This window comes from Citrobacter sp. RHBSTW-00986 (genome assembly GCF_013783065.1).
Lineage (GTDB): Bacteria > Pseudomonadota > Gammaproteobacteria > Enterobacterales > Enterobacteriaceae > Citrobacter > Citrobacter braakii.
This window is the reverse complement of sequence record NZ_CP056200.1, coordinates 3,330,074-3,355,248: the sequence shown is the minus strand read 5'-3', so window position 1 is coordinate 3,355,248 and position 25,175 is coordinate 3,330,074. Positions and strand designations below refer to the sequence as shown.

Sequence of the window (25,175 nt, the reverse complement as noted above, 5' to 3'; positions counted from 1 at the left end):
CTTTTTCTCAGTGCTTATCCAGCGCTAAATTAAGTTCCACCAGGTTCACCACCGGCTGACCAATAAAACTGACCAACGGCTTGTGCGTATATTGTGCAACCAACCGCGTAACCTCTTCAACGCTGAGGTTGCGAGCCTGCGCCACGCGGGGAATTTGCCAGGCCACCGCGGCTGGCGTCAGGTTGTTATCCAGCCCGCTGGAAGAAGCCGTTACCAGCTCTACCGGGACGGCAGGACTGGCCTGCGGGTTGGCGGCACGCAGTGCGGTAATCCGGCTTTGCAGCTGTTTATCCAGTTCCGGGTTGCTGGCTGCCAGATTACTGCCGCCTGAAGCCATTGGATTATAGGGCATTTCAGCTGTGGCAGACGGACGCCCCTGAAAATAACCGGCAGCGGTAAAATGTTGCCCGATGAGCTCAGAGCCGCGAACAATCTGACCTTCGCTAAGAAGCGAACCGTTAGCCTGGTGGGGAAACCACCACTGCCCCAGCGCGGTCGTCAGCAACGGGTAAGCCCCGCCGGTGATAAGCATCAGGAAAATCAATGTTGATAATGCAGGACGTAATCCACTCATCTGAAACCTCACACCAGACCCAGCAGGGTCAGCAGTAAATCAATCGCTTTGATACCGATAAACGGCACAACCAAACCGCCCAGACCATAGATCCACAAATTGCGGCGCAACATCGCGGATGCGGACAAAGGTTTGTAGCTCACGCCTTTTAGCGCCAGCGGGATCAGAAAGACGATAACCAGCGCGTTAAAGATAACCGCGCTGAGGATCGCCGAGTCTGGCGAATGCAGTCCCATCACGTTCAGCGCATTGAGCTGCGGATAGGTGGCGGCGAATGCGGCCGGGATAATAGCGAAATACTTCGCGACGTCGTTGGCAATACTGAAAGTGGTCAGCGAACCGCGCGTCATCAGCATTTGTTTACCAATGTGCACTACTTCAATCAGCTTGGTGGGGTTGGAGTCGAGATCCACCATGTTACCTGCTTCTTTCGCTGCCTGGGTTCCAGAGTTCATGGCGACCGCAACGTCGGCCTGCGCCAGGGCAGGAGCGTCATTGGTTCCGTCGCCGGTCATTGCCACCAGACGACCTTCCGCTTGATACTGACGAATCAGCGCCAGCTTGGCTTCCGGCGTGGCTTCAGCTAAGAAGTCATCCACTCCGGCCTCAGCGGCGATCGCGGCAGCGGTCAGGCGGTTATCGCCGGTGATCATCACCGTTTTAATCCCCATTTTGCGCAGTTGAGCAAAACGTTCTTTGATCCCGCCTTTCACAATATCTTTCAGCGCAATCACGCCCAGTACGTGGGAGCCTTCGGCAACCACCAGCGGCGTTGCGCCAAGGCGAGCGACGCTTTCGACCTTCTGCTCCACATCGGCGGGAAAGTGGCCGCCGTTGGCTTCAACGTGCCGACGAATGGCATCGACCGACCCTTTGCGGATCATTCGGTTGTCGATGTTGATGCCGCTCATCCGGCTTTGGGCGGTAAACGGCACAAAGGTAGCGTGTAGCGATTGCACGTCGCGAATACGCAGATTAAAGCGCTGTTTTGCCAGGATCACGATGCTGCGGCCTTCCGGCGTTTCATCGGCCAGCGATGAAAGCTGTGCGGCGTCGGCCAACGTTTTTTCGTCCACGCCGTGGGCGGGCAGAAAATCCGAAGCCTGACGGTTACCCAGCGTAATGGTGCCGGTTTTATCCAGCAGCAGTACGTCTACGTCACCTGCCGCCTCTACCGCACGTCCGCTGGTAGCGATGACATTCGCGCCCAGCATGCGGCTCATCCCGGCGACGCCAATCGCTGAGAGCAGTCCGCCTATCGTTGTAGGGATCAAGCACACAAGCAAGGCAACCAGCACCGTGATGCTGACCGCACTACCACCCCATGCGGAAAACGGCCATAGCGTGGCGGTCGCCAGCAAAAAGATAATGGTCAGGGCAATCAGCAGGATCGTCAGGGCGATTTCATTGGGCGTTTTACGCCGCTGCGCGCCTTCAACCATGGCGATCATCCGGTCGAGGAACGTTTCACCGGGGTTTACGCTGCATTCGATAACCAGCCAGTCGGAGAGGATGCGGGTCCCGCCGGTGACGGAGGCGAAATCGCCACCGGATTCACGAATCACAGGCGCAGATTCACCGGTAATGGCACTTTCATCTACTGATGCGCCACCTTCAATGACCTCGCCGTCACACGGGATAATATCGCCAGCTTCCACCAGCACGATATCCCCTTTCCGTAAATCATCGGCAGGAACGTGATCCATTGCCGCGCCGTATTTGGGTTCGCGAAGTTTACGGGCAAAGGCGGTTTTTTTGACTCCCTTTAGACTATTAGCCTGAGCTTTACTGCGACCTTCCGCCAGCGCCTCAGCGAAGTTGGCGAACAGAACGGTAATCCACAGCCACAGACTTATCGCGCCGGTAAACCACGGGCTACCCTGCATATGACCTGTTGCCATCGCCACCGTTAACAGGGTTGTTAACAAACTGCCCAGCCAGACGATGAACATCACCGGGTTACGCCACTGGGTATGTGGGCTTAATTTTTTCACGGCGTCCATCAGCGCCTGTGCGACCAGAGAGGGTTCGAACAGCGCCAGTTGCTTGCGACTCATAGTAATGTGCTCCGCATCACTCAGTGTAATGACAGGTATTCTGCGACCGGGCCAAGCGCCAGGGCAGGAACAAAGGTGAGAGCGCCAACCAGTAACACCGTACCGATTAACAACCCGACAAACAGCGCGCCGTGGGTAGGTAGCGTGCCTGGGCTTGCTGGCTGGATCTTTTTACTGACCAGCGACCCGGCAATAGCCATCACGGGGATGATCACGCCGAAGCGACCGAAGAACATGCACAGGGCCAGCAGGCAGTTCCAGAACGGGCTATTGGCGCTTAATCCGGCAAAGGCGCTACCGTTGTTGTTCGAGGCTGACGACACGGCATACAGGACTTCACTAAAGCCGTGAGGACCTGGATTAAGCATGGCGCTGCGCCCGGCATCGCTCATCATGGCGATCGCTGTCCCGAGAAGGACCAGCGTAGGGGTGACCAGAATCGCCAGCGCGGTCATTTTCATTTCGCGCACGTCGATTTTCTTACCCAGATACTCCGGCGTACGGCCAATCATTAACCCGGCGATAAATACCGCCAGCAGCACGAACAGCAGCATGCCGTACAGACCTGAACCCACACCGCCGAAGACCACTTCACCAATCTGCATCAGCCACATAGGTACCATGCCGCCCAGTGCGGTAAAGGAGTCATGCATCGCATCGACAGCCCCGCAGGATGCTGCCGTGGTGACGACGGAAAAGAGACTCGTGGCCAGCACGCCAAAGCGGCTCTCCTTGCCCTCCATGTTGATATTGCTGTCGGCACCGAATGCCATCAGGTGCGGGTTGCCCTGAACTTCGGCCCACATCACGACGGCAACGCAGACCGCAAAAATCAATGACATGGCCCACAGTAAGGTCCGCCCCTGACGACGATCGCCCACTACATCACCAAAGGCAAAACACAGCGCGGTGGGAATTAAGAAAATAGCCAGCATCTGTACCAGATTGGTCAGTGCGGTTGGGTTTTCAAACGGATGCGATGAGTTAGCGTTAAAGAATCCCCCTCCGTTAGTGCCGAGCATCTTAATCGCTTCCTGTGAGGCGACTGGCCCCATTGGCAGCAGCTGTTTCACCCCTTCAAGGGTGGTGATGGGCTGATAAGGCAATATGTTTTGCAACGTACCTTGCTGAATGAAGAACAGGGCAATGAGCAACGCAATAGGGACGAGGATCCACAGCGTAATGCGAACCAGATCGACCCAGGCGTTGCCCAGCGTGTTCATACTCTGGCGTGTGAAAGCGCGGGTCAGGGCAAAAATCACCGCAATTCCGGTCGCCGCAGACAGGAAATTCTGCACAGTCAACCCAGCCATCTGGCTGAAATAGCTTAAGGTGGTTTCGCCAGCATAGGATTGCCAGTTGGTATTAGTGACAAAACTCACCGCCGTATTGAGCGCCAGATCCCACGAAAGCCCTGGTAGTTGCTGGGGATTTAGCGGCAGCAGGTTTTGCGCCATCAGCATCGAAAACAGGACCAGCAGGCCCAGCGCATTGAGAGCGAGGATAGCCAGCAGATACTGCCGCCAGTTCATCTCCTGCTGCGAGATGCCCAGACCGCGCCAGAGTAAATGCTCCGCGCCAACCAGACCCGGCAGGGGCGTATTGTTGATCAGTCGAGCCAGCCCAAATCCCAACGGTCTGGCGATGACAAATAGCACCAGCAAGAAACTGGCAATGAGTAAAAATCCTTGGGCTGCCATCAGAACGCCTCCGCATTGATCAGGGCATAGACCAGGTAACCTAATAATAAAAAGACCAGCACAATGCCGGTTATCACGCCTGCACTCACAGTGCACCTCCAGTGGCATAAATGTGATAACCAGAGCGTAGGTTTTTGCTTGCAAAGATTTCGCAAAAATCAGCGGGTGGGGTGTAAAAAAAGTATAAAAATGGCAAAAACCATTATTTAACTAATGGTTAGTATTAATTTAACTTTTATGTAACTTAATTACGGTTTTATGCTAAACGGAGCATCAATAGATAAAAATAAGTGGTCGGATGAGTAGCAAAATTACACACAAGGCGGTATTATTTTCATCAGTTAACCAAGTTTATTTTTCCGGTGCTATTCACCGAACAGATATATGGGAGAGGATTATGGACTTTTATAAAGAATATCCAGCACACATTGTTTTCTTGCGCCGTACCTTTGCCGTAGTGGCGGGCGTGCTGGCGCTACCGGTCATGCTGTTCTGGAAAGACCGCGCTCGTTTTTACAGCTACCTGCACCGCGTCTGGTCTAAAACCAGTGATAAACCGGTGTGGATGGAGCAGGCTGAAAAAGCCACCTGCGATTTCTACTAAGTTATCGTTCTTGCTCAAGAAAACCGCTCACAGTAATGTGGCGGTTTTTTTTATGCGCCGACGTCTACACTTGTCGGTGTAATAGATAACGAGTGGCAATGATTAATTTATATCCGGGAGTATTATGACCACCCATCTGGTCTGGTTTCGACGTGATTTACGTCTGCATGACAACCTCGCGCTGGCGGCGGCTTGTCGGGATCGTACTGCGCAGGTCATCGCGCTATATATCTCTACTCCTGAGCAGTGGAAGGCGCACGAAATGGCCCCACGTCAGGCGGCATTTGTGAGTGCGCAGTTGAATGCGTTGCAGACGGCGCTGGCGGAAAAAGGCATCCCGCTTGTGTTTGATGAAGTCGCAGATTTTGCGGCCAGCGTGGAAACCGTTAAAAACGTCTGCGCACAGCATAGCGTCAGCCGATTGTTTTATAACTATCAATACGAAATAAACGAACGTCAGCGTGATGTCGCCGTTGAGAAGGCATTACCCCATGTGGTGTGTGAAGGGTTTGACGATAGCGTGATCTTGCCTCCGGGGGCGGTCATGACCGGCAATCACGAAATGTATAAAGTCTTTACACCGTTTAAAAATGCCTGGCTGAAGCGGATTAAAGAGGGTATTCCAGAATGCGTTAGCGCGCCGAAGGTGAGAGAAAGCGGCGCTCTTGACGCTCCGTTAACATCAATAACGCTGAGCTATCCGCAGCAAGATTTTGATGCGCAGCGGTTTGTGGCAGAAGAAAAACTGGCTATCGCGCAATTACGCCAGTTTTGCCAGCAGGCCGCGAGAGAATATGAGCAACAGCGTGATTTCCCCGCGGTTGACGGTACCAGTCGATTATCCGCGAGCCTGGCGACAGGGGGATTGTCGCCGCGCCAGTGCCTGAATCGACTGCTCGCGGAGCAGCCGCAGGCGCTTGAAGGAGGGGAAGGCAGCGTCTGGCTGAACGAACTTATCTGGCGTGAATTTTATCGTCATCTGATGACTTACCATCCGGCGCTGTGTCGGCATCAACCGTTTATCCGTTGGACCGATCGCGTGCAATGGCAGAATAATCCGGCACATTTGCAAGCCTGGCAAACAGGGAACACGGGATACCCGATTGTTGATGCGGCGATGCGTCAGCTCAACGCCACGGGCTGGATGCATAATCGATTACGCATGATTACGGCCAGTTTTTTAGTGAAAGATCTGCTGATCGACTGGCGTAAAGGCGAGCAATATTTTATGTCGCAACTGATCGATGGCGATCTGGCGGCCAATAACGGCGGCTGGCAGTGGGCGGCCTCAACCGGGACCGACGCCGCACCGTATTTCCGTATCTTTAACCCCACGACTCAGGGCGAAAAATTTGATCGCGACGGCGAGTTTATCCGCCAGTGGCTGCCGGAACTGCGCGATGTGCCGGGTAAAGCCATTCATGATCCGTGGACGTGGGCTGAAAAAGCGCAGGTTACGCTTAACTATCCTCGTCCGATTGTCGATCATAAACAGGCAAGACTGGCGACGCTGGCGGCCTATGAGGCGGCGCGCAAGGGATAAGTATGTGACGGATTTCTGCGTAATGCCTTCCAGCAGAATGAACATGTTGCAGTCGGGAGCTATTAGCGCTGAAACGTGCTCTCAGTACCGTGAATACCCTGCTGCATAAGTTTTCCCTCAGCAGTAAATTTCCGTCATCTTCATTCAGATGACGGAAATTAATGACAACGCCAACGACATCCACACCGCACGATGCGGTGTTTAAAACGTTTTTACATCATCCCGAAACTGCGCGGGATTTTCTCGACATTCACCTGCCAGCTGAACTGCGGACACTTTGCGATTTGAATTCGCTGAAGCTGGAGTCAGAAAGCTTTATTGAAGCGGATTTACGTTCGCGCTACTCCGACGTGCTCTGGTCTTTGCACACTCGCGACGGCGACGGTTATGTCTATGTGGTTTTAGAGCATCAAAGTTCAGCCGAGCCGCATATGGCTTTTCGTCTGTTGCGTTATGCGATGGCGGCGATGCAGCGCCATCTGGACGCAGGGCATAAGGAACTGCCGCTGGTGATACCGATGCTGTTTTATCATGGCTGCCGAAGCCCCTATCCGTACTCGTTGTGCTGGCTGGATGCCTTTGCCGACTCCGTGGCGGCAAGACAACTTTATTCCAGCGCATTTCCGTTGGTGGACATAACGGTAGTACCCGATGATGAGATCATGGCTCACAGGCGAATGGCGCTGCTGGAATTAATGCAAAAACATATCCGTCGGCGGGATTTGATGGGGCTGGTAGAGCAACTGACCACGCTGCTACTTACGGGATGCGCTAATGACACGCAATTACAAGCGATGTTTAATTACATTCTACAATCTGGCGATGAATCTCGCTTTAATGAGTTTATGCAAGAGATGACACAACGGATCCCCCAACACAAGGAGAGGCTGATGACTATTGCAGAGCGGTTACGGTTAGATGGATTACAGGAAGGTCTACAACAAGGACTACAACAAGGACTACAACAAGGCAAAGAAGAAGGAAAACAAGAAGCGGCATTACGTATAGCGCAAACCATGTTGGAACAGGGAATAGAACGCGAAATGGTAAAACTGGTGACCGGTGTTTCAGAAGCGGATTTGGCTGTAAACCATGCATAATCTCCAGAAAAACAGGCCCGAATCTTATTACATCATCGGGCCTGTAAACTCAGGACTCTACCGCCAGCGGACGATTTCTGAACTTCAACGACTGGTACAGCCAAATCAGCAGTACCAGCACCACACAGGCCAGCGCGCCCCAGGTTATTTCGCTAAAGACATCAATATATGCATTGATGGAATAGTTGATAGCGCCCGCTGAGTCAAACGAACCTTGTGAGGTTTGATCGGCGATAACGCCGGCCAGGTAGTTGGCGATGGCCCCGGAAAGCAGCATGTAAATACCCGTTAATACGCCGGTCACCCCTGGGATCTCGATACGTGTAATCTGAGACATAGCCACCGGATCGATAAACAGCTCGGCAAAGCCCATGACCGCCAGCCCCAATACCATCAGCGGCATGGAAGAGTGACCGTAAGTCGCGGACCAGCGGGCGCTCAAGGTCAGAATACAGAATCCGGCGCTCATTAAACCGAGGCCAAGGGCAAATTTACCCCAGATACGTACGGTACGATTACCGCTAACGCTTTCTTTGACCACCCAGGCCAGCACAATACCGCACAGCATAACGGCAAAGGCGTTAACCGACTGGAACATCGCGGTAGGGACGGAATATCCCAGAATATCGCGGTTAACGAAGCGGTCGATATACAGGCTAATCGAACTGCCGCCCTGTTGAGCAAAGGCCCAGAACAACAGACTGAAGAAGGTCAGCGTAACGATAAGCCCCAGCTCTTTGCGCTGTTTCTGGGTCTGCGCCTGGCGGTAAATCTTCGCCAGAACCGCCAGACCAATAACAGTAGCAACGATCAGTGCGTAAACGGACCACTCTTTCCAGAACAGAACGGTAATCAGCAGCGGTGCTGCAACCAGCAGAACTAACAACCAGGCCCAGTTTGGCAGCATATATTTTTTCGCACACAAGACGGCCTTGTTGACGCCGGTGGTATGGGCGAAATGGCGATTACCGCATACGAAAATCACCAGCCCCGCCAGCATGCCAATCGCCGCCAGCGCAAAGCCCATCGCCCAGCTGTACTCTTCCTGCACGTAGCCGCAGGCAATAGGCGCGATGATTGAACCAATATTACCGGCAGCGTAGAGCAGAGAGAACCCACCGTCACGGCGAGGGTCTTCAGGCTGATACAACTCGCCTAACAGGCAACTGATGTTGGATTTAAACAGACCGTAGCCACAGACAATAATCGCCAGCGACAAATAAAGGAACGCCGGGGCCATTTCGCTGGCGCCCAATACCAGATGCCCCACTGCCATTAAAAATGCGCCGATCATCACCGCCATTCGATTGCCGAGCACTTTATCGGCCAGGTATCCCCCAAGAATGGGCGTGACGTAGACCAGCGAGCAGTAGGCGCTGAACAGTTCATATGCGTGATTATCGTCGTACTTAAGCTGGTTAGTGAGATACAGGATCAGCAATGCACGCATGCCGTAAAAACTGAAGTATTCCCAAATTTGTAGCGCAACGACGTAATAAATCGCCCGTGGTTGAGATGCTTGTTTATTCATTCTTTTCTCGAAGTAAATGCCTCGCGACAGGCTGAACGTGCCGCGCGAGTGTGTTTCCTTAAAGTTTTAACTTTGATACAGATCTGATTATTTTTGCAATATGCTGTCTGATTGCATAAATATACATGAATTAGATCGCGTGGGGGTAAGCAAATTGCGTTCAAATCGGGTGTGATTGTTTCTTGATGTGTCAGTGAAATGTCTATCGACGAACGCAAGCGGGGACGCTATTTTAACCTAAGCTGTGTTGCTGATTGGGCAGGCAGAATTTATGACTACGAGGACGATGATGAAAAACACCGAACTGGAACAACTGATCAACGACAAACTGAACAGCGCCGCCATTAGCGACTATGCGCCGAATGGTTTGCAGGTTGAGGGCAAAGAGACGGTGCATAAAATCGTGACCGGCGTGACTGCAAGTCAGGCGTTACTGGACGAGGCGGTACGCCTGCAGGCGGATGCGGTCATCGTTCATCACGGTTATTTCTGGAAAGGCGAATCTCCGGTTATTCGCGGAATGAAGCGCCATCGTCTGAAAACGCTGTTGGAAAATGATATCAACCTGTATGGCTGGCACCTGCCGCTGGATGCTCACCCGGAACTGGGTAATAACGCGCAGCTGGCAGCGCTGTTGGGGATCACCGTCATGGGTGAAATCGAGCCGCTGGTGCCATGGGGAGAACTCTCCATGCCGGTTCCGGGGCTGGAGCTGGCATCGTGGATTGAAGCGCGTTTAGGCCGTAAACCGTTATGGTGTGGTGATACCGGGCCGGAAAAAGTTCAGCGCGTCGCCTGGTGTACAGGGGGCGGTCAGAGTTTCATTGATAGCGCAGCCCGGTTTGGTGTCGATGCCTTTATCACCGGTGAAGTTTCAGAGCAAACCATTCACTCAGCCCGCGAGCAAAGGTTGCATTTTTATGCTGCTGGTCACCATGCGACCGAACGCGGCGGCATTCGCGCATTGAGCGAATGGCTGAATGAAAATACCGATCTGGACGTAACCTTTATCGATATTCCTAATCCAGCGTAATAAAGAGGGACGAAAGTGCAGCGAGCGCGTTGTTATCTGTTAGGTGAAAGTGCGGTGGTTCTTGAGCTGGAACCTCCCATTACGCTGGCGACTCAGAAACGCATCTGGCGTCTGGCCCAGCGTCTGGTTGATGCCCCGAATGTGCTGGAAGCTATTCCGGGAATGAACAATATCACGGTTACCCTGCGCGACCCGAAAACGCTGGCGCTGGATGCGATTGAACGCCTGCAGCGCTGGTGGGAAGAGAGTGAGGCGCTGGAGCCGGACTCGCGCTTTATTGAAATTCCCGTGACCTATGGCGGTGAGTTCGGCCCCGATCTGGCAGAGGTCGCCCGGCACAGTGGATTAAGCGACAAGCAGGTCGTCGAACTTCATGCGTCGGTTGATTATGTGGTGTGGTTTATCGGTTTTCAGCCGGGATTTCCCTATCTCGGGAGCTTACCTGAACCGCTCCATACTCCGAGGCGTGCGGAACCGCGTCTGCTTGTTCCGGCAGGTTCTGTCGGTATTGGCGGATCCCAAACGGGGGTCTATCCGCTTTCCACGCCAGGTGGATGGCAATTGATTGGCCGTACCTCCGTTGCGTTATTTGATCCAAAACGGCATGAGCCGATTCTGTTACGGGCTGGCGATACCGTGCGTTTTGTCCCGCAGAAGGAGGGGATATGTTAAACATCATTCGCGCTGGCATGTACACCTCAGTACAGGACGGGGGACGCCATAGTTTTCGTCAATCCGGAATCAGTCACTGTGGCGCGCTGGATAAACCGGCGCTGAACGTTGCTAATCTGCTGGTGGGTAATGATGCGAATGCCGCTGCGCTGGAAATCACACTGGGGCAGTTGGTGGTGGAATTTGAAACCGATGGCTGGTTTGCCCTGACCGGTGCGGGATGTGAAGCGCACCTGGATCGTACTCCCGTATGGAGCGGATGGCGGCTGCCGGTGAAAGCCGGGCAGCGTCTGACGCTAAAACGTCCACATCACGGCATGCGCAGCTATCTGGCGGTAGCGGGCGGTTTTGATGTGCCCGAAGTAATGGGCTCGCGCAGTACCGATCTCAAAGTCGGAATTGGCGGGCTGGAAGGGCGTCTGCTGCGCGATGGCGATCGGCTGCCAATTGGCGCATCGACCCGGCAATTCAGCGGGCCGCAGGGCGTAAAACAGCTGATGTGGGGCAACCACATTCGTGCGCTCCCCGGGCCTGAATACCAGGAGTTTGACGAAGTATCGCAGGCTTCTTTCTGGCGCTCCCCGTGGCAACTGAGTCCGCAAAGCAACCGTATGGGGTATCGCTTGCAGGGGCAGTCGCTGACGCGCACGACCGATCGCGAGCTATTGTCGCATGGTTTGCTCCCTGGCGTAGTGCAGGTTCCGCATAATGGTCAGCCCATCGTGCTGATGAACGATGCTCAGACGACGGGCGGCTATCCGCGTATCGCCTGTATCATCGAAGCGGATATGTATCATCTGGCGCAGATCCCGCTCGGCCAGCCGATCCATTTTGTGCAGTGTTCGCTGGAAGAAGCGCTTAAGGCGCGCCACGATCGGCAGCGTTATCTGGAACAGTTAACATGGCGACTTAACAATGAAAATTGATCTCAACGCAGACCTCGGTGAGGGATGCCCTAACGATGCAGCGCTGCTGCAACTGGTGTCATCAGCCAACATTGCCTGTGGGTTTCACGCCGGTGATGCGCAGACGATGCTTTTAAGCGTGCGCGAAGCGCTAAAAAATGGCGTAGCGATAGGCGCGCATCCGAGTTTTCCGGATCGGGAAAATTTTGGCCGTAGCGCCATGACCCTGCCTGTGGAAACGGTGTATGCGCAGACGCTGTATCAAATTGGTGCGCTGGCTGCCATCACGCGTGCGCAGGGCGGCGTAATGCGTCATGTTAAACCGCACGGTATGCTTTATAACCAGGCGGCGAAAGATCCTCAGTTGGCGGATGCTATTGCTAAAGCGGTGTATGCCTGCGATCCGTCGCTGGTTCTGGTAGGGCTGGCGGGAAGCGAACAGATTCGTGCGGGTGAACGCTATGGTCTGGTAACACGTCAGGAGGTTTTTGCCGATCGGGGTTATCAGGCGGATGGCAGTCTGGTGCCGCGCAGCCAGCCGGGCGCATTGATTGAGGATGAAGAGCAGGCGCTGGCGCAAACGCTAGAAATGGTGCAATCCGGCAGAGTAAAAAGCCAGAGTGGAACGTGGGCGAGCGTGACAGCCCAGACGGTATGCATTCACGGGGATGGTGAGCACGCACTCGCTTTTGCCCGTCGCTTGCGAGCCGCATTCAATGCATGCAATATTCAAATTAGCGCATAAATTTATTCATACAAAACAATAATATATTACACAACAACATATACAGGACTGAATTATGGGAGAGGTAATTTCTCTCTGGCCATTGACGGGGATCGCCGTCATCGTGGTCGGATTTCTTTTACGTTTTAACCCGGTATTGGTGGTCATTATTGCCGGGATCGTCACGGGGCTGGCGGCGCATATGCCGATCGCCACTATCCTTGAGAAGCTGGGTGAAGGTTTTCTTAACACCCGCAACCTGCCATTTATCCTGCTGATCCCGCTGGCGGTTATTGGCCTGCTGGAACGCCACGGACTCAAAGAGCGTGCTCAGGCGTGGATTGCAAAAATCCGCAGCGCCACCAGTGGCCGTCTGCTTATTGTCTATCTGTTCATTCGCGAAGCGACCGCTGCGTTAGGGTTGACCAGTCTAGGGGGACATCCGCAGATGGTGCGTCCGCTGCTGGCGCCGATGGCGGAAGGAGCCGCAGAGAAAAATCACGGCGAGATACCTGGGGCGGTACGCTATCGTCTGCGCGCCATGTCAGCTGCGACCGATAACGTCGGACTGTTCTTCGGTGAAGATATCTTTGTTGCCTTCGGCGCCATCATTTTTATGCACAACTTTATGTTGGAGTCTGGTGGGATCCAGACCGAACCGCTGCATATTGCCTTGTGGGGGATCCCAACGGCAATTTGTGCATTCCTGATCCACGGTACGCGTCTGTGGCGTCTGGATAGCTATTTGCAACGTGAGGTGGCGAAAGCGAATGCCGCAGCGAAAGGGGAAGCGAAATGAATTTTCAACAAAGCTATCTCTACTGGCTGGCGGGAGCGGTATTACTGATTGTGGCGCTGATGTCCTGGCAGGACAAAGCGAACCCGCGTCGCTTCACCACCGGCCTGTTTTGGGGCATATATGGCGTACTGTTTCTGCTTGGCGACTGGACATACTCGCTGTTTGGCGACAAACGCACGGTGCATATTGCCGTTGGCGTTGCTGTGGTCGTGCTGGCCCTGATCGCCGGTTTTGGCGGCGTGAAGCTGGGAAGCTACCATCAACGAACGCAGCAACAGCGCGAAGAAAGCGCCAGTCGTCTGGGTAATCGCCTGTTTTTCCCGGCGCTGGCAATTCCGGTGGTAACGGTTATTGGCGTGCTGATGTTCAACCATATTCCGGGCTTACAGGATGCGCTGTTTGGGCCGGGTAATCACGCCACTCTGGTGACGCTCTTTTCCATGACCGCAGGCTCGTTGATTGGTCTGGCGATGGCGATAAAAATGACCCATGAGCGGGTTCATCAACCGATTCAGGAGGCGCGCCGTCTGCTGGACTCCATCGGCTGGGCGTTCATCCTGCCGCAGATTTTGGCCACGCTCGGGCTGTTGTTTACGGCAGCGGGCGTAGGCAGCGGTATTTCCTGGCTGACGCAAGAATACCTGGCGGTGGATAGCCGCTTTATCGCAGTGGCGGTGTACACCCTCGGCATGGCATTGCTGACGATGGTCATGGGCAATGCGTTTGCCGCTTTCCCGATCGTGACCGCCGGAATTGGTATTCCGATCCTCGTGCTGCAGCACGGCGGCAATCCGGCAGTAATGGCGGCAATTGGTATGTTCTCTGGCTATTGCGGGACGTTAATGACGCCGATGGCGGCAAACTTTAACATTGTTCCTGCAGCGCTGCTGGAGCTGCCGGATAAAAACGCGGTGATTAAAGCGCAGGTGCCAACCGGCATACTGCTGTTGCTGGTCAACGTGTTCCTGATGTATTTCCTGATGTTCTTGTAAGGTGACAGGATGAAAACAGTACTCATCACGGGATTTGAACCCTTTGGCGGCGAGTCAGTTAACCCTTCCTGGGAAGTGGTCTCGGGCCTCGACAATGCTATCATCGGCGGATGCCGCGTCGTTGCCCGCCAACTGCCGTGCGTCTTTGGCGAGTCTCTTGTCGTACTCAATGGTGCGATTGACGCGCTGTCGCCATCACTGGTGCTGGCGGTGGGGCAGGCGGGTGGGCGCACGGATGTCACCGTGGAGCGCGTGGCGATCAACGTTGACGATGCGCGTATTGCGGATAATCAGGGTCAACAGCCGGTAGATGTGCCGATTGTGGCCGATGGTCCGGCGGCATGGTTTAGTTCGTTGCCGATCAAAGCGATGGTTGTTGCCATGCGCAACGCGGGAATTCCGGCTTCGGTTTCCCAAACCGCGGGCACTTTCGTTTGTAACCACGTGATGTATGGCCTACTGCATAAACTACGTGACGTTCCGGCGGTGAAGGGAGGATTTATTCATATCCCTTATTTGCCGCAACAGGCTGCACAGCACCCCGGGGCGCCAAGTATGGCAGCGGACACGGTGCGCCGGGCGCTGGAAGTTGCGATTGCCACCGCGTTGCAGGTGGAGAGTGATATCGCAGTGACGGGCGGTGCAACACATTAAAAAAGGACAGTATTATGCCTGAAGGCCCGGAGATCCGCCGCGCGGCGGATAACCTGGAGGCGGCAGTCAAAGGCAAACCCCTGACCGATGTCTGGTTTGCCTTTGAGCAGCTAAAACCGTATCAATCTCAACTGATTGGGCAGAGTGTTACCCAGCTTGAAACGCGGGGTAAAGCATTGCTGACCCATTTTTCTAATGGATTGACGCTGTACAGTCACAATCAGCTCTATGGCGTGTGGCGAGTGGTGGATACCGGCAAAATACCGCAGACTTCGCGGGTTCTGCGTGTCAGGTTGCAAACACACGACAAAACTATTCTGCTCTATAGCGCCTCTGATATCGACATGCTGACGCCGGAACAGCTCGCTACCCATCCGTTCCTGCAACGGGTTGGGCCGGACGTTCTGGATTTACGTTTAACGCCCGATGACGTGAAAGCGCGTCTGTTATCCCCGCGTTTTCGCAATCGCCAGTTTTCTGGCCTGCTGTTGGACCAGACGTTTCTGGCGGGATTAGGTAACTACCTGCGAGTAGAGATTCTCTGGCAGGTAGGGCTGACCGGGCAGCATAAAGCGTCGATGCTCGGAGATGAGCAGTTGGATGCGCTGGCGCATGCGCTGCTTGATATTCCTCGTTTGTCCTATAACACCCGCGGGCTGGTGGATGAGAATAAACATCACGGCGCGCTGTTTCGCTTTAAGGTCTTTCACCGGGATGGTGAAGCCTGTGAGCGCTGTGGCGGAACCATCGAAAAAACGACGCTCTCTTCACGACCCTTTTACTGGTGTCCAGGATGTCAGCACTAAGCGGGATGCTTTGGCGCGTGTAGCGAAATAAACCGCGCCACCGCCGGGCCAGTCAATAAAATACTGAATAGCCGCAGGGTTTGCATCGCCATGATCAGCGCCATATCGGCGTGACTCCCCGCGGCAATCACCGCAACAGAATCCACGCCGCCTGGACTGGTCGCCAGATAGGCGGTAAGAAAATCTATCTGCATGTAATGCGCCAGTCCCCAGGCCATAGCGGCGCAGATCGCCATCAGGGAAAAAATGGACAAGAGGATTTGCGGTAAGGGGCGCAACGCCATTAAAAAGATCTGCTTGTCAAAGCCCAGGCCAATTTGCCAGCCGATGGCCATATAGGCAATCGCGAGCAACCATTCCGGTAGTTCGATCACCATCACGCCACCAGCATTCAGCAATGCGCCTGCCAACATCGGTAGCAACATGACGCCAGAGGGGATACGCAATACACGTCCGGCCGTACCGGCAACGGCGGCCAGCGCCAGGGTACTGAACAGATTGCTGCTCAGCGGCGGAAACCAGACAATTTGCTCACTGACCGTTTGGGCCTGGTCGCCCATCATCACTCGGGTGACCAGTGCCGCCGCACCAACCACCAACAGTACGCGCAGATACTGCATAAACGCCACCAGCCGGATGTCGGCACCATATTCCTGCGCCATCGCCACCATTGCCGCCGCACCGCCAGGTGATGAGCCCCATGCACCGGTGTTTCCCGGTAGGTTACTGTAGCGAACCAGCAGCCAGCCGATTACCGCGCTGCTGATAAGGGTCGCCAGCAGGATGATAATCACCATCGGCCAGTGGGCCGTAAGGGTCGTTAAGATTGAGCCCGTCAGGTTTTGGGCAATCATGCAGCCGAGAATCGCCTGTGCGCCAAGAAATGTGCAGCGGGGAGGGTGCAGTGAGATGCCGCGCATACTGAATATGATGCCGACGATCATCGAACCGAGCAGCAGCGGTCCTGGAAGGTGTATAAACAAAAAGAACAGGGAAAGAAGGAGCGATAGCAGAAACAACAGGCTCCACTGCAAAACAGGCATCCCATGCTCCTGAGTGAAATGACGGAAATCTCAGTAAATCATAGAGAAAGCATGATGAGAATAAAATAATATGCATCAAAAAAACAGGTCGGATTCTGGCTTCAATGCCTTGTCCGACCCGGGAGAATTAATGGCTGTAAGCCGGACAGGCGCTGGCGCCATCCGGCAGACAATTAACGCTTAATATCAGACTTAAAATCGCGCTTGTCGTAGCCGGTGTACAGCTGACGCGGACGAGCGATTTTCATGCCGTCGGTGTGCATTTCGTTCCAGTGTGCAATCCAGCCCACGGTACGCGCCATGGCGAAGATAACGGTGAACATGGAGGACGGAATACCCATCGCCTTCAGGATGATGCCGGAGTAGAAATCTACGTTCGGGTAGAGTTTCTTCTCGATGAAGTACGGGTCGTTGAGCGCAATGTGTTCAAGTTCCATCGCCACTTCCAGCAGATCATCTTTGGTGCCCAGTTCTTTCAGTACTTCATGGCAGGTTTCACGCATGACGGTGGCGCGCGGGTCATAGTTTTTATAAACACGGTGACCAAAGCCCATCAGGCGGAAGGAATCATTCTTGTCTTTCGCGCGGCGAACAAATTCCGGAATGTGTTTAACAGAGCTGATTTCTTCCAGCATTTTCAGCGCAGCTTCGTTTGCGCCGCCGTGTGCTGGTCCCCACAGGGAAGCAATACCGGCCGCGATGCAGGCAAACGGGTTAGCGCCAGAAGAACCGGCGGTACGAACGGTAGAGGTTGAGGCGTTCTGTTCGTGGTCAGCGTGCAGGATCAAGATACGGTCCATTGCACGTTCCAGAATCGGATTCACTTCGTATTTTTCGCACGGCGTGGAGAACATCATGTTCAGGAAGTTACCGGCGTAGGAGAGGTCATTACGCGGGTACACGAACGGCTGTCCGATGGAATATTTGTAGCACATCGCTGCCATGGTCGGCATTTTGGACAGCAGACGGAAGGCGGCGATTTCACGGTGACGCGGATTATTCACATCCAGCGAGTCGTGGTAGAACGCAGCCAGCGCCCCGGTAACACCACACATAACGGCCATCGGGTGAGAGTCGCGGCGGAAACCGTGGAACAGGCGGGTGATCTGTTCGTGGATCATGGTATGGCGAGTGACTGTGGTTTTGAACTCGTCGTACTCCTCCTGCGTCGGTTTTTCGCCGTACAGCAGGATATAACACACTTCCAGATAGTTCGACTCGGTCGCCAACTGATCAATCGGGAAGCCGCGATGCAGCAAAATACCTTCGTCACCGTCGATGAAAGTAATTTTGGATTCGCAGGATGCGGTAGAGGTGAAACCTGGGTCAAAAGTAAACATCCCTTTTGAGCCAAGACTACGAATATCAATAACATCTTGACCGAGCGTACCTTTCAGCACATCCAGTTCAATAGCAGAGTCACCATTTAGAGTGATTTTTGCTTTAGTATCAGCCATTTACGGTCTCCTTAGCGCCTTATTGCTTAAGACTGCTGGAACTCACATTTGCCTTCGTACATCAATGAACCGTTACCAGTTTGTTATTTGGCTCGCCGCTCTGCGAAAGAGGGGATAACCTGGGTACAGAGCTATGGGCGCTTGCAGGTAAAACGGTCTTTTCATGGCGAATAAACTGCAAATCAAGAACTTAGCAATCCGAATTATTAAACCTGTCTATCACTAATAACTGTCCTGACTGTATTGGTCAATACTTCCACACTGTTACATAACTAAATGTCCGGTGAAAGAGTGACCCCATAACTTTTACGCATTATATGCTTTTTCTGGTGTCGTTTGTAACAACTTTGTTTAATGATTGTCAAATTAGATGGTTAAAAATTAAAATAATGTTGTTATCGTGACCTATGTCACTGTTCGGGATAAAACCCGACAAACTATATGTAGGTTAATTGTAATGATTTTGTGAACGTCCTATACTGCCGCCAGGTCTCCGGAATACCCTGCAATCCCGAGCCAACCAGCGTTGTAACGTGTCGTTTTAGCATCTGGAAGCAGTGTTTTATATGACGCGTAGTTATAGTAAGGACGCTGTCTGACCCGCACGCAGACCGGAGGAAGGAAATCCCGTCGTCTTTCAGGCTACAGGTGTCTTCATCTTCTGTACCCGAAGTCCAAAGGGAATAATAAGAACAGCATGTGGGCGTTATTCATGATAAGAAATGTGAAAAAACAAAGACCTGTCAATCTGGATCTACAAACGATCCGGTTCCCAATCACGGCGATAGCGTCCATTCTCCATCGCGTATCCGGAGTGATCACCTTCGTGGCGGTCGGGATTCTGTTGTGGTTATTGGGTACCAGCCTTTCCTCCCCTGAAGGTTTCCTCGCGGCGTCATCCATTATGAATAACTTCTTTGTGGAGTTAATTCTGTGGGGGATCCTGATTGCGCTGGCATATCACGCCGTAATGGGCATTCGCCATCTGTTGATGGATTTTGGCTATATCGAAGAAACCCTCGAAGCAGGGACACGTTCCGCCAAAATTTGTTTCGTTATCATTGTCGTGCTTTCACTTCTCGCAGGAGTCCTCGTATGGTAAGCAACGCCTCCGCATTAGGACGCAACGGCGTACATGACTTCATTCTGGTCCGTGCTACCGCTATCGTTCTGACGTTATACATCATCTATATGGTCGGCTTCTTCGCCACCAGCGGCGAACTGACGTTTGAAGTCTGGACCGGTTTCTTCTCATCGGCATTCACCAAAGTCTTCACCCTGCTGGCTCTTTTCTCCATCTTGATTCATGCCTGGATCGGCATGTGGCAGGTGTTGACCGACTACGTTAAACCGCTGGCCGTGCGCCTGATTCTGCAACTGGCTATCGTCGTTGCGCTGGTGGTTTACGTCATTTATGGATTTGTTGTGGTGTGGGGTGTGTAATGAAACTGCCAGTCAGAGAATTTGATGCTGTTGTGATTGGTGCCGGCGGTGCAGGTATGCGCGCGGCGCTGCAAATTTCCCAGAGCGGTCAGACCTGTGCGCTGCTCTCCAAAGTGTTCCCAACCCGTTCCCATACCGTATCTGCGCAAGGTGGCATCACCGTTGCGCTCGGTAATACCCATGAAGATAACTGGGAATGGCACATGTACGACACCGTCAAAGGGTCGGACTACATTGGTGACCAGGACGCTATTGAATATATGTGTAAAACCGGTCCGGAAGCGATTCTGGAGCTGGACCGCATGGGGCTGCCGTTCTCTCGCCTCGATAATGGCACAATTTATCAACGTCCGTTTGGCGGCCAGTCGAAGAATTTCGGCGGCGAGCAGGCGGCACGTACCGCGGCAGCGGCAGACCGTACCGGCCATGCGCTGTTGCACACGCTGTATCAGCAGAACCTGAAAAACCACACCACTATCTTCTCCGAGTGGTACGCGCTGGATCTGGTCAAAAATGCCGATGGCGCGATTGTTGGTTGTACCGCGCTGTGTATTGAAACCGGTGAAGTGGTTTACTTCAAAGCCCGCGCAACCGTGCTGGCGACCGGCGGTGCTGGCCGTATTTATCAGTCCACCACCAACGCCCACATCAACACCGGTGACGGCGTCGGTATGGCTATCCGCGCTGGCGTGCCGGTGCAGGATATGGAGATGTGGCAGTTCCACCCAACCGGTATCGCTGGCGCGGGTGTTCTGGTAACAGAAGGCTGTCGTGGTGAAGGTGGCTACCTGCTGAACAAACACGGTGAGCGCTTCATGGAGCGTTATGCCCCGAATGCGAAAGACCTGGCGGGTCGTGACGTGGTGGCGCGTTCCATCATGATCGAAATCCGCGAAGGTCGCGGCTGCGACGGTCCGTGGGGGCCGCACGCCAAACTGAAACTCGACCACCTGGGTAAAGAAGTTCTGGAGTCCCGTCTGCCGGGTATTCTCGAACTGTCCCGTACCTTTGCTCACGTTGACCCGGTGAAAGAGCCGATCCCGGTTATTCCAACCTGCCACTATATGATGGGCGGTATTCCGACCAAAGTCACCGGCCAGGCGCTGACCGTGAATGAGCAGGGCGAAGATGTGGTGATCCCAGGGCTGTTTGCCGTCGGTGAAATCGCCTGCGTATCGGTTCACGGTGCTAACCGTTTGGGCGGCAACTCACTGCTTGACCTGGTGGTATTTGGTCGTGCTGTGGGTCTGCATCTGCAGGAATCTATCGCAGAGCAGGGTGACCTGCTGGATGCAACCGAAGATGAAATCGACGCTTCTCTGGCGCGTCTGAATCGCTGGAACGGTAACCGTAACGGTGAAGACCCGGTGGCAATTCGTAAAGCGCTGCAAGAATGTATGCAGCATAACTTCTCGGTATTCCGCGAAGGCGATGCGATGGCGAAGGGCCTGGAAGAGCTGAAAGCGATTCGCGAACGCTTGAAAAATGCCCGTCTGGACGATACCTCCAGTGAGTTCAACACCCAGCGCGTTGAGTGTCTGGAGTTGGATAACCTGATGGAGACCGCGTACGCCACTGCAGTATCTGCAAACTTCCGTACCGAAAGCCGTGGCGCGCATAGCCGCTTCGACTTCCCGGAACGTGATGACGAAAACTGGCTGTGCCATTCCCTGTACCTGCCAGAGTCGGAATCCATGACGCGACGTCAAGTCAATATGGAACCGAAGCTGCGCCCGGCATTCCCGCCGAAGATTCGTACTTATTAATGCGGAGACAGGACAATGAAACTCGAGTTTTCAGTTTATCGCTATAACCCGGATGTTGACGACGCTCCGCGCATGCAGGATTACACCCTGGAGGCGGAAGAAGGGCGCGACATGATGCTGCTGGATGCGTTGATGCAGCTCAAAGAAAAAGATCCGTCGTTGTCGTTTCGTCGCTCATGCCGTGAAGGGGTCTGCGGCTCCGACGGTCTGAACATGAACGGCAAAAATGGACTGGCCTGTATCACACCTATTTCTGCGCTGAATCAGCCGGGCAAAAAAATTGTCATTCGCCCGCTGCCAGGTTTACCGGTTGTGCGCGATTTGGTGGTAGACATGGGACAATTCTACGCACAGTATGAGAAGATTAAGCCTTACTTGTTGAATAATGGGAAAAATCCTCCGGCTCGTGAGCATTTACAAATGCCAGAGCAGCGTGAGAAGCTCGATGGGCTGTATGAATGTATTTTGTGTGCATGCTGCTCAACGTCCTGCCCATCATTCTGGTGGAACCCGGACAAGTTTATTGGCCCGGCAGGCCTGTTGGCCGCGTATCGCTTCTTAATTGATAGCCGCGATACCGAGACCGACAGCCGTCTGGAAGGTTTAAGTGACGCTTTCAGCGTATTCCGCTGTCATAGCATCATGAACTGCGTCAGCGTATGTCCTAAAGGGCTGAACCCGACGCGCGCCATCGGTCATATTAAGTCGATGCTGCTCAAACGTAGTGCATAAGTAGTTGTAGTTGCCGGGGAAGAGATTCCCCGGCCGTGCAGGGAAACCTCTAAAAACTGCCACATTGATAGCAATAATCGCAGCCTGAACGACGACGATTATTAGACAGTTTTTAAAGGTTCCTTAGCGGACGCAGATGACACGACAGTCCGCAACAAGTGAACCCCGGCACGCACATCGGTGTGCGTGGTAGTATCCACGGCGAAATAAGCATACAAATGCTTAAGGGATCACGATGCAGAACAGCGCTTTGAAAGCCTGGTTGGACTCTTCTTACCTCTCTGGTTCTAACCAGAGCTGGATAGAACAGCTCTATGAAGACTTCTTAACCGACCCTGACTCGGTAGATGCTAACTGGCGTTCGACGTTCCAGCAGTTACCTGGTACCGGAGTCAAACCGGATCAACTCCACTCAAAAACACGTGATTATTTCCGTCGACAGGCGTTGATTACCCCACGTTACTCTTCTTCTATTTCCGACCCTGATGCCAATGTGAAGCAGGTTAAAGTCCTGCAGCTCATTAACGCCTATCGTTTCCGCGGTCATCAGCATGCGAATCTCGATCCGCTGGGACTGTGGCAGCAAGAAAATGTGGCCGATCTGGATCCCTCCTTCCACGATCTGACCGATGCGGATTTCCAGGAAAGCTTTAACGTGGGTTCTTTTGCCGGTGGCAAAGACACGATGAAGCTGAGCGACCTGGTTGTCGCGCTGAAACAAACCTACTGCGGCCCGATTGGCGCCGAGTATATGCACATCACCAGCACCGAAGAAAAACGCTGGCTTCAGCAGCGTATCGAGTCTGGTCGTACTGCGTTCAGTAGTGAAGAGAAGAAACGCTTCCTCAGCGAACTGACCGCAGCGGAAGGTCTGGAACGCTACCTGGGTGCAAAATTCCCGGGCGCGAAACGCTTCTCGCTGGAAGGCGGTGATGCGTTAATCCCAATGCTCAAAGAGATGATCCGCCACGCCGGTAATAGCGGTACCCGTGAAGTGGTACTGGGTATGGCGCACCGTGGTCGTCTGAACGTCCTGGTTAACGTGCTGGGTAAAAAGCCGCAGGATCTATTCGACGAATTTGCGGGCAAACATAAAGAACACCTCGGCACCGGTGACGTGAAGTACCACATGGGCTTCTCATCGGATATCGAAACCGAAGGCGGTCTGGTGCATCTGGCGCTGGCGTTTAACCCGTCGCACCTGGAAATCGTTAGCCCGGTGGTTATCGGTTCCGTACGTGCACGCTTGGATCGTCTGGACGAGCCGAGCAGCAATAAAGTGCTGCCAATCACTATTCATGGTGATGCGGCAGTAACCGGTCAAGGCGTGGTTCAGGAAACCCTGAACATGTCGAAAGCGCGTGGTTACGAAGTGGGCGGTACCGTTCGCATCGTTATCAACAACCAGGTGGGCTTCACCACCTCTAACCCGCTAGATGCACGTTCTACACCGTACTGCACCGACATCGGTAAGATGGTTCAGGCGCCGATTTTCCACGTGAACGCGGATGACCCGGAAGCGGTCGCTTTCGTAACGCGTCTGGCACTGGATTTCCGTAATACCTTTAAACGCGATGTCTTCATCGATCTGGTGTGCTACCGCCGTCACGGCCACAACGAAGCCGACGAGCCAAGCGCAACCCAGCCGCTGATGTATCAGAAAATCAAAAAGCATCCGACTCCGCGCAAAATCTACGCTGACAAGCTGGAAGCGGACAACGTCGCTACGCTGGAAGATGCGACCGAAATGGTCAATCTGTATCGTGACGCGCTGGACGCAGGCGAATGCGTGGTGAAAGAGTGGCGTCCAATGAATATGCACTCCTTCACCTGGTCGCCGTACCTCAACCACGAATGGGATGAAAACTACCCGAACAAAGTTGAGATGAAGCGTCTGCAGGAGCTGGCAAAACGCATCAGCACTGTGCCTGAAGCGGTGGAAATGCAGTCGCGTGTTGCCAAGATTTACGGCGATCGTCAGGCCATGGCCGCAGGCGAGAAGCTGTTCGACTGGGGTGGCGCAGAGAATCTGGCTTACGCCACGCTGGTTGATGAAGGTATTCCGGTACGTCTGTCGGGTGAAGACTCTGGCCGCGGAACCTTCTTCCACCGTCATGCGGTGATTCATAACCAGGCGAATGGTTCAACGTACACTCCGCTGCAGCATGTGCATAACGGGCAGGGCACGTTCCGCGTATGGGACTCCGTGCTGTCTGAAGAAGCGGTGCTGGCATTCGAGTACGGTTATGCCACGGCAGAACCGCGCACCCTGACTATCTGGGAAGCGCAGTTCGGTGACTTCGCCAACGGTGCGCAGGTGGTTATCGACCAGTTCATCTCTTCCGGCGAGCAGAAATGGGGCCGTATGTGCGGTCTGGTTATGCTGCTGCCACACGGCTATGAAGGTCAGGGTCCGGAGCACTCTTCCGCGCGTCTGGAACGTTATCTGCAACTTTGCGCTGAGCAAAACATGCAGGTTTGCGTCCCGTCTACCCCGGCACAGGTTTACCACATGCTGCGTCGTCAGGCGCTGCGCGGAATGCGTCGTCCGCTGGTAGTGATGTCACCGAAGTCGCTGCTGCGTCATCCGCTGGCGGTGTCCACGCTGGACGAACTGGCAAATGGTACCTTCCTGCCAGCCATTGGCGAAGTAGATGAACTTGATCCTAAAGGCGTGAAGCGTGTCGTGATGTGTTCTGGTAAGGTTTATTACGACCTGTTGGAGCAACGCCGCAAGAACGACCAAAAAGATGTCGCCATTGTGCGTATCGAACAGCTCTATCCATTCCCGCATAAAGCGGTGCAGGAAGCGCTGAAACCGTTTGCTCATGTACATGATTTTGTCTGGTGCCAGGAAGAGCCGCTCAACCAGGGCGCATGGTACTGCAGCCAGCATCATTTCCGTGAAGTAATTCCATTTGGGTCAGCTCTGCGTTATGCAGGTCGCCCGGCCTCTGCCTCTCCGGCAGTAGGATATATGTCCGTTCACCAGAAGCAGCAACAAGATCTGGTTAATGACGCGCTGAACGTCGATTAAATA

General features: G+C 53.8%; 23 protein-coding genes. 16 read left to right on the top strand and 7 right to left on the bottom strand.

Annotated elements, in window-relative coordinates:
- Window positions 1-7: 7 nt before the first annotated feature.
- From kdpC to kdpF, 4 genes are read right to left on the bottom strand one after another with little or no spacing between them, the layout of a single operon-like run.
- Window positions 8-574 carry a potassium-transporting ATPase subunit KdpC gene (kdpC, locus tag HV345_RS16400; protein WP_181635816.1) on the bottom strand — a complete coding sequence of 189 codons (567 nt, stop codon included), beginning with the start codon at window positions 572-574 and terminating at the stop codon, window positions 8-10.
- 8 nt (window positions 575-582) lie between these two features.
- Window positions 583-2,631: a potassium-transporting ATPase subunit KdpB gene (kdpB, locus tag HV345_RS16395; protein ID WP_016152268.1), complete on the bottom strand. Its 2,049-nt coding sequence runs from the start codon at window positions 2,629-2,631 to the stop codon at window positions 583-585.
- 20 nt (window positions 2,632-2,651) lie between these two features.
- Window positions 2,652-4,331 (bottom strand): potassium-transporting ATPase subunit KdpA, encoded by a 1,680-nt coding sequence (gene kdpA, locus HV345_RS16390; RefSeq protein ID WP_046274707.1) that lies wholly within the window; start codon window positions 4,329-4,331, stop codon window positions 2,652-2,654.
- A complete protein-coding gene (gene kdpF, locus HV345_RS16385) occupies window positions 4,331-4,420 on the bottom strand; it encodes a K(+)-transporting ATPase subunit F (RefSeq protein WP_001670793.1) in 90 nt (29 codons plus the stop codon). Before kdpF ends, kdpA begins: the two co-directional genes overlap by 1 nt.
- A gap of 308 nt (window positions 4,421-4,728) precedes the next feature.
- Between kdpF and HV345_RS16380 the strand changes: the two genes are divergently transcribed.
- The 3 genes from HV345_RS16380 (at window position 4,729) to HV345_RS16370 (ending at window position 7,578) form a co-directional block, all read left to right on the top strand.
- Window positions 4,729-4,935 (top strand): YbfA family protein, encoded by a 207-nt coding sequence (locus tag HV345_RS16380; RefSeq protein ID WP_003022870.1) that lies wholly within the window; start codon window positions 4,729-4,731, stop codon window positions 4,933-4,935.
- A gap of 124 nt (window positions 4,936-5,059) precedes the next feature.
- Window positions 5,060-6,478 carry a deoxyribodipyrimidine photo-lyase gene (phrB, locus tag HV345_RS16375; protein ID WP_181635815.1) on the top strand — a complete coding sequence of 473 codons (1,419 nt, stop codon included), beginning with the start codon at window positions 5,060-5,062 and terminating at the stop codon, window positions 6,476-6,478.
- 161 nt (window positions 6,479-6,639) lie between these two features.
- Complete coding sequence (locus HV345_RS16370; RefSeq protein ID WP_131348052.1) at window positions 6,640-7,578, top strand: Rpn family recombination-promoting nuclease/putative transposase; 939 nt, start codon at window positions 6,640-6,642, stop codon at window positions 7,576-7,578.
- Between the two features lie 49 nt (window positions 7,579-7,627).
- Here HV345_RS16370 and dtpD read toward each other — a convergent pair whose 3' ends face one another.
- Window positions 7,628-9,109, bottom strand: coding sequence for a dipeptide permease DtpD (dtpD, locus tag HV345_RS16365; protein WP_047497726.1), 1,482 nt, complete (start codon window positions 9,107-9,109; stop codon window positions 7,628-7,630).
- Window positions 9,110-9,398: 289 nt separating this feature from the next.
- On the opposite strand from dtpD, the gene ybgI reads away from it, so the two are divergent.
- From ybgI to nei, 8 genes are read left to right on the top strand one after another with little or no spacing between them, the layout of a single operon-like run.
- Window positions 9,399-10,142 carry a radiation resistance protein YbgI gene (gene ybgI / locus HV345_RS16360; protein ID WP_029139454.1) on the top strand — a complete coding sequence of 248 codons (744 nt, stop codon included), beginning with the start codon at window positions 9,399-9,401 and terminating at the stop codon, window positions 10,140-10,142.
- Window positions 10,143-10,157: 15 nt separating this feature from the next.
- Entirely contained in the window at window positions 10,158-10,814 is a 657-nt protein-coding gene (pxpB, locus tag HV345_RS16355; RefSeq protein WP_181598449.1) for a 5-oxoprolinase subunit PxpB, read from the top strand.
- Window positions 10,808-11,740 carry a 5-oxoprolinase subunit PxpC gene (gene pxpC, locus HV345_RS16350; protein WP_016152275.1) on the top strand — a complete coding sequence of 311 codons (933 nt, stop codon included), beginning with the start codon at window positions 10,808-10,810 and terminating at the stop codon, window positions 11,738-11,740. The genes pxpB and pxpC overlap by 7 nt, the downstream gene beginning before the upstream one ends.
- The gene (gene pxpA, locus HV345_RS16345) at window positions 11,730-12,464 is read left to right on the top strand and encodes a 5-oxoprolinase subunit PxpA (RefSeq protein ID WP_181635814.1); all 735 of its coding nucleotides are present in this window, start codon (window positions 11,730-11,732) and stop codon (window positions 12,462-12,464) included. The genes pxpC and pxpA overlap by 11 nt, the downstream gene beginning before the upstream one ends.
- Window positions 12,465-12,519: 55 nt before the next feature.
- A complete protein-coding gene (locus tag HV345_RS16340) occupies window positions 12,520-13,242 on the top strand; it encodes a DUF969 domain-containing protein (RefSeq protein WP_003831395.1) in 723 nt (240 codons plus the stop codon).
- Window positions 13,239-14,234, top strand: a complete 996-nt coding sequence (locus HV345_RS16335) for a DUF979 domain-containing protein (protein WP_016152277.1) — start codon at window positions 13,239-13,241, stop codon at window positions 14,232-14,234. The genes HV345_RS16340 and HV345_RS16335 overlap by 4 nt, the downstream gene beginning before the upstream one ends.
- Window positions 14,235-14,243: 9 nt before the next feature.
- Window positions 14,244-14,888, top strand: coding sequence for a pyroglutamyl-peptidase I (pcp, locus tag HV345_RS16330; protein WP_181635813.1), 645 nt, complete (start codon window positions 14,244-14,246; stop codon window positions 14,886-14,888).
- Between the two features lie 14 nt (window positions 14,889-14,902).
- Window positions 14,903-15,694: an endonuclease VIII gene (gene nei / locus HV345_RS16325; protein ID WP_104651689.1), complete on the top strand. Its 792-nt coding sequence runs from the start codon at window positions 14,903-14,905 to the stop codon at window positions 15,692-15,694.
- Here nei and HV345_RS16320 read toward each other — a convergent pair.
- Both HV345_RS16320 and HV345_RS16315 read right to left on the bottom strand, forming a co-directional pair.
- On the bottom strand, window positions 15,691-16,737 hold the full coding sequence (locus tag HV345_RS16320; RefSeq protein ID WP_047359477.1) for an AbrB family transcriptional regulator: 1,047 nt from the start codon (window positions 16,735-16,737) through the stop codon (window positions 15,691-15,693). The two genes, nei and HV345_RS16320, sit on opposite strands and share 4 nt — an antisense overlap.
- A gap of 173 nt (window positions 16,738-16,910) precedes the next feature.
- Window positions 16,911-18,194 carry a citrate synthase gene (locus tag HV345_RS16315; protein ID WP_016152281.1) on the bottom strand — a complete coding sequence of 428 codons (1,284 nt, stop codon included), beginning with the start codon at window positions 18,192-18,194 and terminating at the stop codon, window positions 16,911-16,913.
- Window positions 18,195-18,891: 697 nt separating this feature from the next.
- On the opposite strand from HV345_RS16315, the gene sdhC reads away from it, so the two are divergent.
- The 5 genes from sdhC to sucA all read left to right on the top strand — a co-directional run bounded on the left by sdhC (window position 18,892) and on the right by sucA (window position 25,172).
- Window positions 18,892-19,296 (top strand): succinate dehydrogenase cytochrome b556 subunit, encoded by a 405-nt coding sequence (sdhC, locus tag HV345_RS16310; protein WP_016152282.1) that lies wholly within the window; start codon window positions 18,892-18,894, stop codon window positions 19,294-19,296.
- The gene (gene sdhD / locus HV345_RS16305; RefSeq protein WP_005122550.1) at window positions 19,290-19,637 is read left to right on the top strand and encodes a succinate dehydrogenase membrane anchor subunit; all 348 of its coding nucleotides are present in this window, start codon (window positions 19,290-19,292) and stop codon (window positions 19,635-19,637) included. The genes sdhC and sdhD overlap by 7 nt, the downstream gene beginning before the upstream one ends.
- Window positions 19,637-21,403, top strand: coding sequence for a succinate dehydrogenase flavoprotein subunit (gene sdhA / locus HV345_RS16300; RefSeq protein ID WP_181635812.1), 1,767 nt, complete (start codon window positions 19,637-19,639; stop codon window positions 21,401-21,403). Before sdhD ends, sdhA begins: the two co-directional genes overlap by 1 nt.
- Window positions 21,404-21,418: 15 nt before the next feature.
- The gene (gene sdhB / locus HV345_RS16295) at window positions 21,419-22,135 is read left to right on the top strand and encodes a succinate dehydrogenase iron-sulfur subunit SdhB (protein ID WP_003022921.1); all 717 of its coding nucleotides are present in this window, start codon (window positions 21,419-21,421) and stop codon (window positions 22,133-22,135) included.
- 235 nt (window positions 22,136-22,370) lie between these two features.
- Complete coding sequence (gene sucA / locus HV345_RS16290; protein WP_016152283.1) at window positions 22,371-25,172, top strand: 2-oxoglutarate dehydrogenase E1 component; 2,802 nt, start codon at window positions 22,371-22,373, stop codon at window positions 25,170-25,172.
- Window positions 25,173-25,175: the final 3 nt, after the last annotated feature.

Bases quoted from the DNA above. Each gene is read 5' to 3' on its own strand.
- kdpB (WP_016152268.1), bottom strand. From the start codon at position 2,631: ATGAGTCGCAAGCAACTGGCGCTGTTCGAACCCTCTCTGGTCGCACAG.
- HV345_RS16370 (WP_131348052.1), top strand. From the start codon at position 6,640: ATGACAACGCCAACGACATCCACACCGCACGATGCGGTGTTTAAAACG.
- dtpD (WP_047497726.1), bottom strand. From the start codon at position 9,109: ATGAATAAACAAGCATCTCAACCACGGGCGATTTATTACGTCGTTGCG.
- phrB (WP_181635815.1), top strand. From the start codon at position 5,060: ATGACCACCCATCTGGTCTGGTTTCGACGTGATTTACGTCTGCATGAC.
- sucA (WP_016152283.1), top strand. From the start codon at position 22,371: ATGCAGAACAGCGCTTTGAAAGCCTGGTTGGACTCTTCTTACCTCTCT.
- HV345_RS16340 (WP_003831395.1), top strand. From the start codon at position 12,520: ATGGGAGAGGTAATTTCTCTCTGGCCATTGACGGGGATCGCCGTCATC.
- pxpC (WP_016152275.1), top strand. From the start codon at position 10,808: ATGTTAAACATCATTCGCGCTGGCATGTACACCTCAGTACAGGACGGG.
- HV345_RS16335 (WP_016152277.1), top strand. From the start codon at position 13,239: ATGAATTTTCAACAAAGCTATCTCTACTGGCTGGCGGGAGCGGTATTA.
- kdpA (WP_046274707.1), bottom strand. From the start codon at position 4,331: ATGGCAGCCCAAGGATTTTTACTCATTGCCAGTTTCTTGCTGGTGCTA.
- sdhD (WP_005122550.1), top strand. From the start codon at position 19,290: ATGGTAAGCAACGCCTCCGCATTAGGACGCAACGGCGTACATGACTTC.
- sdhC (WP_016152282.1), top strand. From the start codon at position 18,892: ATGTGGGCGTTATTCATGATAAGAAATGTGAAAAAACAAAGACCTGTC.
- pxpA (WP_181635814.1), top strand. From the start codon at position 11,730: ATGAAAATTGATCTCAACGCAGACCTCGGTGAGGGATGCCCTAACGAT.
- pcp (WP_181635813.1), top strand. From the start codon at position 14,244: ATGAAAACAGTACTCATCACGGGATTTGAACCCTTTGGCGGCGAGTCA.
- HV345_RS16380 (WP_003022870.1), top strand. From the start codon at position 4,729: ATGGACTTTTATAAAGAATATCCAGCACACATTGTTTTCTTGCGCCGT.
- HV345_RS16315 (WP_016152281.1), bottom strand. From the start codon at position 18,194: ATGGCTGATACTAAAGCAAAAATCACTCTAAATGGTGACTCTGCTATT.
- sdhB (WP_003022921.1), top strand. From the start codon at position 21,419: ATGAAACTCGAGTTTTCAGTTTATCGCTATAACCCGGATGTTGACGAC.
- sdhA (WP_181635812.1), top strand. From the start codon at position 19,637: ATGAAACTGCCAGTCAGAGAATTTGATGCTGTTGTGATTGGTGCCGGC.
- kdpC (WP_181635816.1), bottom strand. From the start codon at position 574: ATGAGTGGATTACGTCCTGCATTATCAACATTGATTTTCCTGATGCTT.
- ybgI (WP_029139454.1), top strand. From the start codon at position 9,399: ATGAAAAACACCGAACTGGAACAACTGATCAACGACAAACTGAACAGC.
- HV345_RS16320 (WP_047359477.1), bottom strand. From the start codon at position 16,737: ATGCCTGTTTTGCAGTGGAGCCTGTTGTTTCTGCTATCGCTCCTTCTT.
- nei (WP_104651689.1), top strand. From the start codon at position 14,903: ATGCCTGAAGGCCCGGAGATCCGCCGCGCGGCGGATAACCTGGAGGCG.